Origin of the sequence: Acinetobacter guerrae (assembly GCF_009372255.1) — a bacterium.
Taxonomy (GTDB): domain Bacteria; phylum Pseudomonadota; class Gammaproteobacteria; order Pseudomonadales; family Moraxellaceae; genus Acinetobacter; species Acinetobacter guerrae.
In genome coordinates this window covers 47,320-64,014 of the sequence record NZ_LXGN01000059.1, presented here as the reverse complement: position 1 = coordinate 64,014, position 16,695 = coordinate 47,320, and the positions used below count along the sequence as shown (strand labels likewise).

General features: G+C 37.0%; 14 protein-coding genes and 1 tRNA gene. 5 read left to right on the top strand and 10 right to left on the bottom strand.

Annotated elements, in window-relative coordinates; genetic code table 11:
- Positions 1-53 precede the first annotated feature (53 nt).
- Positions 54-401, bottom strand: coding sequence for an ESPR domain-containing protein (locus A7A69_RS15885; RefSeq protein WP_152878583.1), 348 nt, complete (start codon positions 399-401; stop codon positions 54-56).
- A 730-nt stretch (positions 402-1,131) separates the two neighbouring features.
- Between A7A69_RS15885 and A7A69_RS15880 the strand changes: the two genes are divergently transcribed.
- From A7A69_RS15880 to A7A69_RS15870, 3 genes are all read left to right on the top strand, one after another.
- Positions 1,132-1,221: transfer RNA gene (locus A7A69_RS15880), tRNA-Ser, on the top strand.
- 1,321 nt (positions 1,222-2,542) lie between these two features.
- Positions 2,543-3,133, top strand: coding sequence for a DUF1269 domain-containing protein (locus A7A69_RS15875; RefSeq protein WP_120371064.1), 591 nt, complete (start codon positions 2,543-2,545; stop codon positions 3,131-3,133).
- A 228-nt stretch (positions 3,134-3,361) separates the two neighbouring features.
- Positions 3,362-4,063 (top strand): VIT1/CCC1 transporter family protein, encoded by a 702-nt coding sequence (locus tag A7A69_RS15870; protein WP_120371063.1) that lies wholly within the window; start codon positions 3,362-3,364, stop codon positions 4,061-4,063.
- Positions 4,064-4,457: 394 nt separating this feature from the next.
- On the opposite strand, the gene A7A69_RS15860 is transcribed toward A7A69_RS15870, so the two are convergent.
- Positions 4,458-5,237, bottom strand: a complete 780-nt coding sequence (locus A7A69_RS15860; RefSeq protein WP_152878582.1) for a TIGR03915 family putative DNA repair protein — start codon at positions 5,235-5,237, stop codon at positions 4,458-4,460.
- 30 nt (positions 5,238-5,267) lie between these two features.
- Complete coding sequence (locus A7A69_RS15855; RefSeq protein WP_152878581.1) at positions 5,268-6,527, bottom strand: putative DNA modification/repair radical SAM protein; 1,260 nt, start codon at positions 6,525-6,527, stop codon at positions 5,268-5,270.
- A gap of 217 nt (positions 6,528-6,744) precedes the next feature.
- On the opposite strand from A7A69_RS15855, the gene A7A69_RS15850 reads away from it, so the two are divergent.
- On the top strand, positions 6,745-7,785 hold the full coding sequence (locus A7A69_RS15850) for an NAD(P)H-dependent flavin oxidoreductase (protein WP_152878580.1): 1,041 nt from the start codon (positions 6,745-6,747) through the stop codon (positions 7,783-7,785).
- Positions 7,786-7,808: 23 nt separating this feature from the next.
- Here A7A69_RS15850 and A7A69_RS15845 read toward each other — a convergent pair whose 3' ends face one another.
- The 7 genes from A7A69_RS15845 to badH form a co-directional block, all read right to left on the bottom strand.
- A complete protein-coding gene (locus A7A69_RS15845; RefSeq protein WP_152878579.1) occupies positions 7,809-8,330 on the bottom strand; it encodes a DinB family protein in 522 nt (173 codons plus the stop codon).
- A 12-nt stretch (positions 8,331-8,342) separates the two neighbouring features.
- Positions 8,343-9,389 carry a tRNA dihydrouridine synthase DusB gene (dusB, locus tag A7A69_RS15840; RefSeq protein ID WP_152878578.1) on the bottom strand — a complete coding sequence of 349 codons (1,047 nt, stop codon included), beginning with the start codon at positions 9,387-9,389 and terminating at the stop codon, positions 8,343-8,345.
- 317 nt (positions 9,390-9,706) lie between these two features.
- On the bottom strand, positions 9,707-11,005 hold the full coding sequence (locus A7A69_RS15835) for a DcaP family trimeric outer membrane transporter (protein ID WP_152878577.1): 1,299 nt from the start codon (positions 11,003-11,005) through the stop codon (positions 9,707-9,709).
- 135 nt (positions 11,006-11,140) lie between these two features.
- Positions 11,141-12,796 (bottom strand): cyclohexanecarboxylate-CoA ligase, encoded by a 1,656-nt coding sequence (gene aliA, locus A7A69_RS15825; protein WP_152878576.1) that lies wholly within the window; start codon positions 12,794-12,796, stop codon positions 11,141-11,143.
- Positions 12,797-12,919: 123 nt separating this feature from the next.
- Positions 12,920-14,077, bottom strand: a complete 1,158-nt coding sequence (gene aliB / locus A7A69_RS15820) for a cyclohexanecarboxyl-CoA dehydrogenase (RefSeq protein ID WP_120371055.1) — start codon at positions 14,075-14,077, stop codon at positions 12,920-12,922.
- A 12-nt stretch (positions 14,078-14,089) separates the two neighbouring features.
- On the bottom strand, positions 14,090-14,872 hold the full coding sequence (gene badI, locus A7A69_RS15815) for a 2-ketocyclohexanecarboxyl-CoA hydrolase (RefSeq protein WP_152878575.1): 783 nt from the start codon (positions 14,870-14,872) through the stop codon (positions 14,090-14,092).
- A gap of 51 nt (positions 14,873-14,923) precedes the next feature.
- The gene (badH, locus tag A7A69_RS15810) at positions 14,924-15,691 is read right to left on the bottom strand and encodes a 2-hydroxycyclohexanecarboxyl-CoA dehydrogenase (RefSeq protein WP_151981398.1); all 768 of its coding nucleotides are present in this window, start codon (positions 15,689-15,691) and stop codon (positions 14,924-14,926) included.
- Between the two features lie 395 nt (positions 15,692-16,086).
- Between badH and A7A69_RS15805 the strand changes: the two genes are divergently transcribed.
- Entirely contained in the window at positions 16,087-16,605 is a 519-nt protein-coding gene (locus A7A69_RS15805; protein WP_152878596.1) for a MarR family winged helix-turn-helix transcriptional regulator, read from the top strand.
- Positions 16,606-16,695: the final 90 nt, after the last annotated feature.

Below are 16,695 nucleotides of genomic sequence, written 5' to 3'. Positions count from 1 at the left end.
GCGGGCTTATATTCAATTGGAATTGGTGTTTTTGGCCCTTCTGGATCGGGTAATCATTTCACAGCATTATTTAAGCTAAATGTATTGCTGCCTGAATTAAATACCTGATTTTTTCCTTTATAACTTGCAGAGTCAGTTGAATCTATACCTGTAACTTTGCCACTTCCATTCTTAATTAAAGCACCTGAAGTATAGGACGGGTTGACTGTTGCATCCGCTGCATATGCGGTTGCTAACCCTCCGACTCCCGATGACATTGCTAAAATCATACTCGCCATTAACTGCTTAGGAACATTGACTGTTTTGCTAGATCGGGTTTTTTTATTGCCTTTTGCTAGCTCAGACACAACAACCAGTTGATTAGTATGTTTATTAAACACGATCTTATATGCTTTATTCATATGTTATACCCTTCGTCTTCTATAGTTATATGCAGTTGTGATTTATGTAATAAAATTATCGGTTATACTTATTTACAAGACATGTAATTTTTTCTTTCGCTATTCCTATAAATATGGTGCTTTACATGTTCTTGTTATTGATAATTTTACCTTCTCAGGATGTATATAAGCTAACACACCTAAACTGTAAAAAAAATATACTATTTTCAAATTTCATATTAAATAAATCATAGCGTTTATAACAAAAAGTTATTGTCAAAGTAGTTATTGAATATTAAATTTTATTATTAAGTTAATATTAAATTAATTTTTAGATTATTTAAATAATATTAGCATGATGTGAAAACCATCATTCGGATTAACAGCACAGATATAGAATACAATTCACATTAAAATTTCATTAAAAATAAATCTTTTACAATTAAAATTATATTTATAGTCCTTAGCATCAGATCAATGCCTTTATAAGCAAATAAAAAAATAGAGGACTTAGCCTTACCTCGAGCTTAGGCATTTCCTTTATCGATGGTACGCATGATTGCTTATGGCATTCGATCCCATATTCTCAAATAATCAGCCATAACATGTGGCCCAAAGGTCACGTTGAATTCTATAAAATTCCCCAAAACGGCAAAAGCATAACAGAATTGCTCTAATTTTGATCTTTCAATTTTTTTTTCATTGAAATAATTTGCCAAAACACACTTTTATTTATATGATAGCCGCCATTGGAAGCGTGGCAGAGCGGTTTAATGCACCGGTCTTGAAAACCGACGAGGGTGTGAGTCCTCCGTGAGTTCGAATCTCACCGCTTCCGCCAAATATCTAAAAGAGCCTTTGTAATTACAAAGGCTCTTTTTTTTGTGTCATTACTCTAATCTAAATAGAACTCATGCTTTATAAATTTGGTTTAATTGAGACCTATTTATGTCATAGAGGTAAGTGTTTAGAATGAATTTATCCTTATTACATTGTCACTGGTGACAGAAGTTAAAAACCTAACTTTTCTCTTATACTTTTTTAAATATTTCAGATAAGCTTAGCTGCTAAATTTGCAACGAGTCCAAGCTCATAATAAATGTAAAAAATTCAGGATTATATTTATATACTTTTTACTATTCCACCACTAAAAGTCTCTTTTTTACTTTAATGCCATTTATTTAAATGCACACAACTTTAATTAATATTTTACACTTTATTTAAAGAATCAACAGTTATATGCATCATAAAAATATCAACACATAAATCAAATCGATAATTATATTAAAATCAGCACTACCATTTTCATTGGTAAAATTTTGATAACTACAGACTATTGAGACAATATCAACTAATTTCTTAACTTGTACTTCATTTATTTATTTCAGACCAATTTTAAGTTTCACTTCAATTTTAAACCTCGATTAATTACATCAACTCCACTTCAGCCTTCGATAGAGATAGCCACTAGATCTTTATTTTTTCGCAATTTCAATCTAATTTTACATCTTATAAAATAAATATATAACAATAGCTTATACAACAAAAAAAGATCTACAATAGCACTACTTTCTTCACTTTTATACTTCAAATTGGACATCTAACAACCCAACTAAAAACTTTTTGCACATCATGTCGATCAATATTTATCTTAATAGGCTTTTTTTCAAAAGAAATTATGACTCTAAACAACAAAGTTAAAGATATTTTCCAATCTAAATAAAAGAATTATTTAACGAATATTACGGATGAATAAAATATTGTAAGTTTACGTGATTAAAAGTAAACAATGCATTTCATCAACAACTAAAATTATTAGTTAATTGTATAATAAAAACTAGTGCCAAAAGATGTAAAAAACCCACCATTTCAAACATATTACTTCATAAAATATTTAACTAAATTTCAAAGAATACCAATTTTAATTGCGATTAATATCACAATTACAAAAAAAGAAATAATTATAAATAATTTACAAAGAAACAAAAAACACATCTAAGATAAAAACAAATACTTTTACTTACCTTTCTTATACATCTCCTTTTTGCTTAAAACTCTAAGCTAAATCTGCTAATGTATTAGGTACATTAGAAACAACAAGCTTTAATAACAACTATTTATTCATCCATAACTAAATTTTATTTATATAGGAAGATCTAACAATGAGCCATAATATTTTACTTCTGACTTGGGATAATTCTTCAAAAGCCTATGAAGCCTATAGTCAGGTCAAAAATCAAATCACAGATAATGTATATCAGCTAGCAGTTATTGAAAGACAAACTGATGGTCAACTTAAAGTTAATGATGGCTATAGCTATACTGCCGGAAATAATACAATTGGTGGTGGCCTTGTTGGAACTCTGATTGGTATTCTCGGTGGTCCATTAGGTATGTTGCTAGGCTTTTCAACGGGCGCCCTGATCGGGTCATTGGTAGATATAGATGATGCAGGAACAGATGAAGCAGTTTTGACTGAAATTAGTAAACTTCTTCCTCTTGGTTCAACGGGTCTACTTATTGATCTTGAAGAACAAGATGAAAATGTAACCGACAGCATTCTCAGAGGCTCTGGCGGGGCGATCTACCGTTGGGATTATGATGTTGTTGAAGCAGAGGTTGAAGCCTCTATTGAGGCGTGGGAACAAGCCAATAAAGAAGCAAATAAAATTTTAAAAGAGCAACGTAAAGAAGAAAATAAACAAAAACGTCAGCAAAAATGGTCTGAATTTAAAGCAAAATTTAAAAAATAATCGATGATCCTTCCTAGGTTTCATTAAATGAAATAGCCGTTCTTATCACTATTCATTTTTTATATGAGTTGTAATGAGAGCGATTATTTTCATTGAAATGTTAGTTCAATTTTAATTTTTAAAATTTAGTGAACTCACTCAGATGAAGTATTCAATGATTTTCTTGCTTTTTTTTAATAGATTAAGCATTCTTAGCTATAAATTATAATAGAACAAAGCCTACACTTTATGTCGTACTCCCATCATGCTGAACCACATTTCATTCAACGCACAGGTTGGCTTCGTGCATCCGTTTTAGGTGCCAATGATGGCATTATTTCTGTGACCAGTTTAGTGATGGGAATGGCAGCCAGTGGCGCAAACACGCACACTTTATTTATTGCCTGTCTGGCTGGTCTAATTTCAGGTGCAACCTCAATGGCTGCGGGTGAATACGTTTCAGTTCAGTCTCAAAAAGATATCGAACATGCAGATTTAAAATTTGAAGCAAAATTACTTGAAAACCATCCACATTTAGAACTCGAAGAACTGACCACTATTTATATTCATCGTGGTTTATCACCTGAACTTGCCAGAGAAGTCGCCATTCAACTCACTGAAAAAGATGCTCTGGAAGCACACGCTCGTGATGAAATTGGAATCATTGAACAAACTGCTGCTCGCCCAATTCAAGCTGCATTATCATCTGCATTATCTTTTTCATTGGGTGCGCTATGTCCAATGTTGGCGATTTTATTCAGCTCAAGTGCGTATACAGCGCAAACGGTTTTAGTTACAGGCATTATTTCCCTGATGATTTTAGGTGCGTTATCTAGCTATTTTGCAGGTACTTCACTTTGGAAAGGTAGTCTTAGAATTACAATTTGGGGGATTTTAGCGATGGCTTTTTCAAGCTGGATCGGTTCATTATTTCATGTCAATCCCATGTAAAATTGACCTCAGATTAAATTTGAAGGAGTAACAAGCATCATGTGGAATTCAGTTTTGGTTTAATTTTGCAAATTTACTCATATCCAATAGCAATGCAAATTGGAGAGTATTTTCCTAAAATAAGGAATTAATGATTCCCCTTTTAATATCGCCCCTATCGAAGCGTAATGTATATGGCGAGCTATGCAACGTACTTAAAAATTTAATATTGGATTGAACTATCCAGCCGTTTCCCTGCAAAATGAATTATTAGTTTGCTCAGGCAAGTTGGCTTAGAAACTGAACAGCTTCATTTTTTTGGCTCGCGTTCATTGATCATCCATGGAGAACTGTTTTGGGGAAATGATTGTTATAGGGTGCTTTACTTTAGACTGGTCAAAATCTATCAACTAAATTACAGAATTTTTTCATTCATATAGCGCCAGTAGCGTTTCGGAACATATTGAATATGCAGTTTGATGTTATTACGTGCATCGATATTCACGCTTTTAAAATAATCTTTCCAAAGTTGATCATATAAGGCTTCATTCTCATCTAATGCCAAATTGAAATCCTGACTAAAACCATTATCCAGATTTTTATCAATATAAGATGCATCTAGCTCAACCTGATGCGTTTGATTTAAATCATAATAAATTCCATAATGCCGTTTTTCATCATAAATTAACCATTTTTGATCCTGATAACGTGCTTTAAAATGCTTTTCAATGAGTGGCAGTACATTAAAATCAGGGCGTACTAAACTGATAAACAGACCTTCTTGGGTTTTCTTGAATCGAACAAAAGCTTCCATACGATGCTTTTCACGACCTACCTGCTTTGTCCATTGGGATACACCGAGCACATCGACATGACCATAGTTTTTTTCAACTGAAAATGAACTTTGAAATACATAGATGGCAAAGTTAAACAAATGCTGAAATGCAATCAATTGCTCAGATAGAAACGTATAATAGAAACGCTTTAACCCTTCTGAAGACAGTTTTTGACTCAAGCCTGTCCAGACACGTTGCGCCTGCTGTTCATGACTCGCAACCAGAATACTTTCTGCAAAAAGTGAGTCTTGTACCTGATGCTCAAGTGCCAGTTGTACGTCAAACTCTTTGAACTGAAATGCTCTAAAAATACAGCTTAACAGTCCAGTCAAACTCCCATCAAACTGATAAATAATCATCTTAGAAATATCATTTCAACCATCATACTATTAAAAACCAAAGCCTAATTGTGGTGAAATCTGTTTGGTATATTTAGACTGACCTGATTGTAAAATTTGTTGGCGAACTTGATGTGGTTGTAAGTCACGTTGAAACTGAGGTGTATCCACACAGCGAATAAAATGCTGCGCTCGGCTATAAGCCACCCCCATGCGTTTCAACTGATCCATTCGTAATGCACCAAAACGTCGTGCCTGAACAATTTTTTTAGCTGATTTCACACCAATACCAGGGACACGCAAAATCATTTTATAATCGGCTTTATTCAAATCGACAGGAAATTGCTCTGGATGACGCAGCGCCCAGCTCAGTTTAGGGTCAATATCCAAGTCTAAATTAGGATGTTGTGGATTGACAATTTCATCGGCAGCAAAGCCATAAAAACGCATCAGCCAATCGGACTGATACAACCGATTTTCACGCAATAAAGGCGGTGCAGAACCTATTACAGGCAAGGCTTTTTCTTGTTCATTGATTGGGATATAACCCGAGTAATACACCCGTTTAAGTTTAAATTCTTTGTAATGATGATCTGCCATCATCATGACATCATAATCTGTTTCGCTGGCTGCACCGACCACCATTTGCGTGGTTTGTCCTGCTGGAACAAACTTGGGAACAGAACGAATTAGTTTTCGTTCATCTTTCAACTGTATTAAACGATCCCGCACGATCCCCAAATCTTTTTGCACTTCGGCATGTGTCTTTTCTGGGGCAAACCGTTTTAATCCTGCTTCAGTCGGCATTTCCAGATTAATACTCATCCGATCTGCATATAGCCCTGCTTCTGTAATGAGTTCGGGCGATGCACCTGGAATAGTTTTTAAGTGAATATAGCCATTAAAGTTTTCTTCAAGACGTAACTTTTTTACTACCTGCAACATACGCTCCATAGTATGATCTGCCGATTTAAAAATACCTGAACTTAAAAACAAACCTTCAATATAGTTACGTCGATAAAAGTTAATGGTCAGATCAACCACTTCCTGTACTGTAAATGCAGCACGTTGAATGTCATTTGAACGGCGCGAAACACAGTAAGCACAATCAAAGATACAGACATTACTAAATAAAATTTTGAGCAAAGACACGCAGCGACCGTCTTCGGTATAAGAATGGCAAATTCCTGAACCCGTATTGCCTATACCTTTGTCTTTATTTTGCCGATTACTACCACTGGATGAACAAGACACGTCATATTTGGCAGCATCAGCTAAAATTTGCAGTTTTTCGCGGATGCGATCAGACATGAGTATTACCCCTCATCATAGTTTTAGCTATACAGCATATATTATAAAAAATTGTAGAATGTACTGAATATTTCATGCTGACTAAAACGACATGAGATGTCGTCGTAAATGTAATTCAAATTTACACACTATTATTTAACAACTAAATAACCAACATTATTTGCATCTTTTAAACGATTCACGCTATGGTGATAAAAAAGATCGGGGTTATGAGAATATGTCAATTTTACAGCAACTTGGAATTAAACACCCTATTCTATTAGCGCCGATGGCAGGTGTATCAACACCAGAACTGGCAGCAGAAGTTTCTAACTCTGGTGGATTAGGTTCTCTTGGTCTTGGAGCAAATAATGTCAGTTCGGCTAGAGAACAAATACTTAAAACACAAGCCCTTACAGATGCACCATTTCAGATTAATTTCTTCTGTCATCAACCTCAAGTTTTAAATGAACAGCAAGCCCAAAGCTGGATTGATTACTTAACACCTGAATTTAAACGTTTTAATGCGACACCCCCTCAAACCTTGAATTGTATTTATCCAAGTTTTTTGGACAATGATGATTTTTTAAATCTGACATTGGAAACCAAACCTAAAGCGGTTAGTTTTCATTTTGGTATTCCATCTGCACATCAAATACAAGCCTTAAAACATGCAGGAATCTTAACATTGGTTTCAGCGACAAATCTGACCGAAGCCAAAGCAATCGAAGCCGCAGGAATTGATATTGTGATCGCACAAGGCATTGAAGCAGGTGGGCATCGTGGAATATTTAATGCTGAGATGGATGGTGCAGTGAAAACCGCCGATCTGGTGCAACTGATTACTCAGCATTGTAAAATACCTGTGATTGCAGCAGGTGGTATTATGAATGGTCGTCAAGCCAAACAAATCATAAATTTGGGCGCTCAGGCTGTGCAACTCGGTACAGCTTTTGTGCAATGTAAAACGTCGAATGCCAATGCAGCTTATCGTCAGGCACTTTTGAACCAGCCCCTTACTCAAATCACTGCAAGCATTTCTGGTCGTCCAGCACGAGGGATTATTAACCGTTGGCATATCGAAATGGATCAACCACAACGCCCACCAGTACCCGCTTATCCCTATACTTATGATTTGGCGAAACAGTTACATGCCGTCGCCACTCAAGCTGGAGATCATGGTTACGGCGCATTTTGGGCAGGCAGTAATGTCGCGCAGATTCGTGAAATGGAAGCACGAGATTTAATTAATCAACTGGTGTTAGAAATGAGTGAATAAGCATCATTTGAGCATCTATAAAATTATGGATGCTTCTCTAGCAGCATATATACCAGATCAAGTATAGGACATGTATAGCCTAATGCTGTCAAGGCTGCTGTGATTTGAGCCCGATGGTGTGTACCATGATTAAAAACATGTAATAGTGTCGCAGCAAAAGGTAAACACTTCTGCTCACCTGAGGTCGTTTGATAGTTTAAAACTCCATTTAATGTTACGTCATCTAATTGCTGAATCAACGGAATCCAACGATGACTCTTTGATTCGAGCTGATCAAGCAGCTTTATAATATCGGTTTCTACAATTGCATTTAACCTTAAATGTGGAGAAATAGACTGAGAAAATCGGACATACCAAAGAAAGTGTTCTCCAACCAAAAGATGATTTAATGTTCCAAAGATACTTTTAAAAAATAAGCCTGTATCGCGTTGTAATTCCTTATGAGAAAGCTGTCTTAAACTTTGCAGGAGTTGATGTGTCGCCCAAATATTATATTCTGCTAAAAGCAATAAACTTTGTTTACTGATTTTATATGGGTCTGTCATGTCAGCACACCCTTAACTTATTGCCAATAGGTCGACCTGTTCAACCTGAACATCACTCATGAGATGTCCTTGATCTAGCAGTTGAGTAAAATAAGCCTCTACAACTTTTGCCTGCTCATGCGTACTTTCAACTTTATACATATTTTGGCGAAACTCATTACTTGAACGTAAACCTTTTGTGTACCAAGCAATATGTTTACGAGCAATTCGGCAGCCCGAATATTCTCCATAAAATTGATAAAGCTCATCCAAATGCCCAAGTAGCACCTGTTTTACTTCTGCAATATCAGGTGCAGACAAATGTTGACCTGTTTTCAGATAATGCGCAATTTCCCGAAAAATCCACGGACGACCCTGTGCTGCACGACCAATCATAATGGCATCTGCACCTGTATAATCTAGTACAAATTTAGCTTTTTCTGGGCTATCAATATCGCCATTGGCAATCACAGGAATATTTATAAGTTGTTTTACATCCTTAATCAAATCGTAACGCGCTGTATTTAAATACATATCTTCACGAGTTCGACCATGCAAAGCCAATGCTGCAATACCTGCTTGTTCGGCACGTTTGGCAACTTTTAAAATATTTTCATGACCATTTAAAAAGCCCAGTCGTGTTTTTAAAGTCACAGGAACATCAACAGCGGCAACAACGGTATCTAAAATACGTGCCACTAGATCTTCATCTTGTAATAATGCAGAACCCGCCAGTTTGTTACAGACTTTTTTGGCGGGACAACCCATATTAATATCAACAATTTGCGCACCGTTCGCGACTTGATAGCGAGCCGCTTCAGCAAGCTGTTCAGGATCAGAACCCGCTATTTGCGCCGAAATAGGCGCAAGTTCTCCATCAAAATTAGCACGATATAAACTTTTTTTTGTCATTCTAAGCGTTTTATCTGCGGTCATCATTTCGCTCACTGCATGTCCAGCGCCAAAATATTTACATAGCGTTCTAAATGGACGGTCAGTGACTCCTGCCATGGGAGCAACCCAGATTTGAGTACGTTTCTTTGGATCAAATAAATCTTGAATAACCGTATTTTTTAACATTTTTCAATTTCCACAGATTTCAAGACACTTTTACGCACTTCAGGACTTAAAGATACAAAGGCAGGTGCAAGATAAGATAAATAGCAGTTCAATCAGTAATGCTTCTAAATCGCTTCGATCTAAGACGCACATTTTAGGCCTATATTTTAACCTTAGAACTGCAAGTTGTCTAAAAAGATCATTGTTAAATGCATTTCAGCAAAATAAAAAACACAGCGCTGAAATGAACTGTGTTTTTTATTTAAAATTAAATTGTGTAGTGCTTAAAATAGTTAGAATTTGATCCCTATAAAGTAGGTCAATATCATTATTTTATTTTAGAAATCATAAATTGCTGTAACATTTACACGATTATCAATTCCTTTTTGATCAGCAAAAGTCTTACGTTCTCCATACATATATTCAAGTCCGAAATTGACTGGCTTGACTGGATTATAGAAAATATTGATCCACCCTTCTTTTAACTCTTTATTTTGTGTCGTGTCATTACGTACTAACTTTGCAAAACTGTTGTCATCATTTGCCAGCATATAACCAAAACCAAGTGTTGAACGGATTTTTGGGGTAAATTTATGTGTTAAGCCAATCGTTAACGTATCAAACTCATTCGGCTTCATTTTTTCATTCGTATCAAAGACATATGCATAATTTGACCACAATATATTTTTGGTATCACCTTTAATATGGTTATAGTCAAATCGAAGTAAAGTATCGCTTGTTATTTGGTATTTTCCGCCAAAAGCCGCGCCCCAAGATAAAAAATCGTCGCCATTCCCAAAAGTTGTGGCTTTTTGAGTAAAAAATATACGTCCTGAAAGCATAGAACCATTTTCAAATTTATAATTAAAACGACCAACCGCAGAAGGCATTTTCAATTTTGCATTTGGATCTGTTTTAAAATCCTGCGTACCCGAGGTTGTCACTGTTTCAGCTTTTGGATCTTCTAAACTTACTGCCAGATTCATATTTTTATCAATAGGATAACTATATTTAATTTGGGCAACACGTGTTAGAGAACCACCCACAGATAAAGAAGCATCTACAGTTTCAGGAAAATACTCTATTGCGTTAAAGTTTGACCATGTTTGTCCAACTAACCATTTATCATAAGTTAAATAAGCATGTCGGATACGAAACGTATCGCGCCCCGCCCCGCCAAAAAAATCCATTTCAACTTTTCCACCTAAACGGTACTTACCCAGATTTGGCGTGGCAAAATTAAAACCAAAACGTGTTGCATTTAATGTGCTGAGAAATTTATCTGAGTTATGACTTTCATTTTCAGAGCCTTTCAGAGGTACCGAGCTAATATAGTTATACATGGTATTTGGGCCTTTCATCTGATACGTTCCATCGGCTCGGACATTTCCATATAATTCAATTTCAGCTCCTCCTTTAGTGATCATATGTTTTAAATCTATGGGAGATGATTGAGCTAGATTTTTCTGATCGTCTTCTTTTTGTTTTTGCTGTTCCATTTTTAGTTCTAAGGCCTGAACTTGTTGCTTTAACTCGGCCAGTTGCTCTTCCATTGTTTTAGCATGACTTGGCAATGTAATCAGGATCAATCCCAAACCAATTGCATGTTTATATATCAAAATATGCGACCTTTTCATCTCAAACTCCATTTTTGAGGCACAGAAATACATCAATCTCAAAACTTATTGTTTTAAGATTGTGTGGATTGAATCGAATAAAATTTCCCTGAAATACTTTAAAATTTGAAATCAGGGCATCAACGGGAAAATGATTTAAGTGATAGAAACCATAGATGTGCTAATCATTTCTCTCAGTTTAAATTTCTGGATTTTGCCAGAAGGCGTCATTGGAATTTCATTCCAGATTTCAAGACGTTCAGGAATATATTGAATTGCTAAATTATGTTGTTTTAGAAAATCGCTTATTTCTTTTAAATCGATAGAAGCACGATGTTCTTTAAGTTTAATCACTGCACAAGCACGTTCGCCCAAACGATCATCGGCATAAGCCACCAATGCTACGATCGCGATGTCTGGATGCTGATATAACAGCGATTCTATTTCTGCAACAGGGATATTTTCTCCACCTCGAATGATGACATCCTTGTTACGCCCACAAATGCGGATATAACCTTGTTCATCTTTATACGCCAGATCGCCCGTTTCAAACCAGCCGTTTGCATCTGTATCGTTCAAATGAGGGCGTTTCAAATAACCTGCAAAACCTGAACAGCTACGAATGACTAAACGTCCCGCTTCGTTGGATAATTTTTCCTCTCCATCTTCATCCAAAATTTTTACATCAACGCCAGACAGTGGCAATCCATCCGTATTGAAAGATCGTTCATCTTCATCTTCTGGGCGAGTCATGGTAACCGCACCGCATTCAGTCATTCCCCATGCAGAGATCACTTTGACTCCCAAGCTTTCTCGTGCCTTTTGCACCAATGGACTTGGAATAGGTGCGCCCGCACATAAAAAAGTTTTCAGCGATTGTAATTGGACATGCACATTGGCATCTGAATTCGATAAATCATTTAAAAATGGCGTCGATGCCATAGTAAATGTTACTTGATGCTTTTCAATCAATCGCGCAGCTTGTTCTACATCCCACATATCTTGTAAAACGACTTTCGCTTTGAGTTCGACAGGCATGATCAAACCGTACATAAAACCTGTTTGATGCGCCATTGGAGATGCCATAAGAATCACATCATCTTCGTTCAGATGTAAGCGCTGTGCATAAGGAATGATATTGGCAAATAAAGTATTTGCAGTATGCATCACTCCTTTTGGCTCTCCCGTTGTACCAGAAGTGAAAATTAACTGAGCAACATCATCTGCAGTAATATGAACATTATTTAATTGATCGAGTGCTTGCGGATTATTTTCAAGCCCATGATCAATGAATAACTTTTGATAGCTATTTTCACTTTCGCCATTGACCACCACGATGTGGTTTAAACTCGGAATTTTAGCTTGAAGTTGATTGGCTAATCTTTCATGATCAAAATTACGAAACTTTTGTGGAACCACGAAAATTTTAGATTCCGCGTGTTTCAACATAAATTCCAATTCACGTTCACGAAAAATCGGCATTAAAGGATTAAGTACCGCGCCAATGCGTCGACAAGCCATATAAAGCAGTGAAAACTCCCACCAGTTTGGTAACTGACAGGACACAACATCTTGCTTTTGGACACCCAATGCTTGTAAACCTAACGCAATTTTATTACTGATTTCCAATATTTCACGATAGCTAAAACTGGTTTCAGACTGATCAGCCGTTTTAAAACTGATTAAACCAATCTTATCTGGAAACTGCTTAACCGCCTCATCTAACGAATCCAGAATAGTTTTATTATACCAAAGACCACTTTTGAGCATTTTATCCCGACGTGATGGGATAAGAACCGTATCGAATTCCATTCTTCTAATCCTTTGTTATTATTTAAAGCAGCATAGATTGTGCAATCTCAACCATTTTTAGTTTTTTTCAAAAGCAAAAACTATTCCTTCTGAAAATTGAACAATCTATTTCTACTCAAACTTTTATGCTGGAACAGCTTTGCGTCCTGCTTTATGTCGGGCAATTATCGTCTTCATGATTTGCGCTGTTCCATCACCAATTTGAAAACCCAACACATCACGCAATCGTTGTTCCATCACACCACGATCGTATCCCGCATGACCAAAGGTCAATAGACATTGATGGACAACATCATAGGCTAATTTTGGCCCCCACCATTTACACATTCCTGCTTCTGAAGTATGTGGTAAGTGATGATCTTTAAGCCATAAGGTTTGCAGACAAAGTAATCGTGCTGCTTCTACTTGTGTTTCATAATCTGCCAAAGGATGAGAAACGCCCTGAAAAGCAGTGAGTGGTTTACCAAAAGCTTCGCGCTGTGCAGCATATTCCCATGCTTCATCCAAAGAAACACGAGCAACAGCCAACACCTGTAAACCAATCAAGGCACGAGAAAAATCAAAACCTTGCATCACCTGAACAAAACCTTTGTTTTCTTCACCCAAACGATGATTCACAGGGACTCGCACGTTATCAAAGAAAATTGAGCCACGACCAATCGCACGTTGCCCATGACAGTCAAAACGTGTCGTGCTAATACCCGGCAAATCCATAGGAACTAACAAAGCAGTGATACCATGCGCACCTGACTCAATGCTGCCTGTACGACCAAAAATTACCGATGCATCCGCTTGGTCTGCCGCTGAAATTGAGGTTTTTTCACCATTTAAAACATATTCATCGCCATCACGCTCAATTTTTAAGCGTAAATTACCTGCATCTGAACCACCACGCGGCTCTGTAAGGCCAATAGCAAAAATCGCCTCACCCGCAGTTAATTTTTCTAACCACGGACGCACCACGTCGGGATCACCATGTTCTGCCAATATCTGACCATTTAAGGAGGCAAGCAAATTGACATAGGAAAAGCTTAAATCAGCTTTGGCAATCGCTTCATGAATCACGCCTGCAGCCAGACGACCCATGCCTTGACCACCATATTGTTCTGGTAACTCAGGGGCAATAAAACCCATTTCACCCATTTTTTTGACCAGATCCCGATCAAATACACGGCTTTGATCTCGTTCTAAAAAACCTGGAGCAATATATTTTTGAGCAAATTTATCAGCTGTTTCTGCCAAAAATTCTAGATCTTCCGAAATATAAGGATTCTTACTCATCTTGATTGCTCCTTATTTAAAGTATTTGCGGAATTCAGGTTGACGCTTTTCTTTTAGAGCATTAACCCCTTCACGGGATTCTTCAGTGTCGTAATACAGTTTCAAGGCATACATGCCCATGCCTGCAATACCTGCCTGATGCGCGGTATCCATATTGAAACTACGTTTAGCAATCGCCAATGCTGTTGGACTACGCTGACACAGTTCTTCACCCCACGCCTGAACTTCTGCATCAAGTTGCTCTACAGGCACACATTTATTGGCGAGACCGATTTCCACAGCTTCTTGACCAGAATAACGGCGACACATATACCAGATTTCACGAGCTTTTTTCTCACCCACTACACGTGCAAGAAACGCAGTACCGTAACCGGGGTCGACCGAGCCCATTTTTGGCCCAACCTGACCAAAAATCGCTTTTTCAGAACAAATGGTTAAATCACAAATTGTAGCCAATACATTGCCACCCCCAATTGCATAACCTTGTACACGTGCAATAACGGGTTTAGGCACATCACGAATACAGTTATGCAATTCTTCCATCGGTAAACCAATGGTGCCACGCCCATCATAATTCCCATCATGTGCAGACTGATCACCACCAGTACAAAATGCTTTTTCACCCGCACCCGTCAACACGATTGCACCAACCTCACGGTCATAACCTGCGCGGTTCATGGCTTTAATAATTTCATCACAGGTTTGTCCACGAAAAGCGTTCATCTTTTCTGGGCGATTAATCGTGATCCATGCCACACCGTTTTTCACTTCGTATAAAATATCTTCAAAATTCATTTTTCTAGTCCCTTTTTAATATTCTCAATTCAAATCATGTCGTGTTAACTATTAACCACTCATGGTTAAACCGCCCGAAACACTCAATACTTGTCCTGTAATAAAGCTCGCATCATCACTTAAGAAAAAGGCAATTGATGACGCTAAATCGTCAGGCTGTCCTAAACGTCCCAATGGAATAGCGCGAGTAAATGCTTCACGTAGTTTTTCAGGGTTAGATGCGCCTTCTGTCACACCAGCGAGTAAAGCGGTATCTGTTGGTCCCGGACAAATGACATTAATGGTAATGTTGTTACGTGAATGCTCTCGCGCCAAAGTTTTGGAAAAAGACAGAAGACCACCTTTACATGCAGCATAAACTGCTTCACCTGATGAGCCGACACGTGCTGCATCTGACGCGATATTGACGATACGTCCAGAATTTTTTTCAATCATGAATGGAAGAACGGCATGATGCATATTGAGCATACCCACCAAGTTAATCTGAATTAACCGCTCCCATTCAGCCGCATTAGTTTTAATGAAAGGCTTGAAAACATCCCATCCTGCATTATTGACCAAGCCATCAATTGCACCCAATTCTTGTTGCGTCTTTTGTATCGCCTGATCGACAACTTCACGATTCGTAATATCGCACTGCACTGCAAGCGCTTTACCGTGATTCGCTTGAATATCTGCTGCCAATGCTTGTGCAGCGTCTAAATTCATATCTAAAACCGCAACTTTTGCACCTTCTTGTGCAAGGCGTTTACAAGTTGCTGAACCTATACCGCCTGCACCACCAGTCACAATAATGACTTTATCCTGTAATCCTTTCATCTTTTTTCCCTTTGTCTTTGTTCTGAATTTAGAATAAATATTCAACGTATTTATGTCAATATATTTACATAAATTAAATTATGATTCATTACAACCTCATGTATTTAATGGAAATTAAATTTTATTTAAATCACCATATTTACACATATCTTTAAAATATCTATATTTAAGATTGACAAAATTGGTGTTAGATTTATGAAGAAGCAATCCAAAATGAATACAAGGTTTAAACGGCTGAAAAGTGGTTTTTCTCACGTCTTTTTTTAAGAAGTTTTAATTCTGTCGATTTCTTTTATTTAAATCACCCAGCCAGACCTACTTTAGAATGATGAATATTTTGAATTGATTATTTTAATTCGGGTATGATGCCTTTAGTCAGGATCCTTGAGATGCAAATGAATCACACACAACAAAAAAATTATGATCCAGCATTATATTCAATCCACAACCGTTTGTTTTTTAGACTATTTCAAGTTGGAAATGCATTAGATCGACAATGTTTTAATCAACTGGGCATTTCACCTGTACATTGGTCTGTACTTGGTGCTTTATCGCGCCCTCATGTCAAATCTGGAATGTCTTTTTCAGATTTAACCGAATATCTCGGTGTGAGCCGTCAAAATTTGACACTTATATTAAAACGACTGGAACGTGATGGTTTAATAGAGCGCTTAATTGATGATCATGATCGGCGGGCAAAAATTATTGCCCTTACTGAAGCTGGACAGCAAAACTGGGAGAGCTTACAAACTCAAATTTTTAACTTTTATCATCAGGCTATGGATGGAATCGCTTTTGATGATGCTGCGACTCTCATTCATTTACTCAACAAAGTTAACGAAGGCTTAAACAAGATTAAGATTGAAAATTTTAATCAAAAAAATATGAATAATGCGCAAGATAAATCTGATTAAAATCAATTTTTTGCTACTTTTTACATGATAGATCATTTAAAATCGAAGCGCAGCATATACATAATATCCATGTATTTTCTAACCAACCTA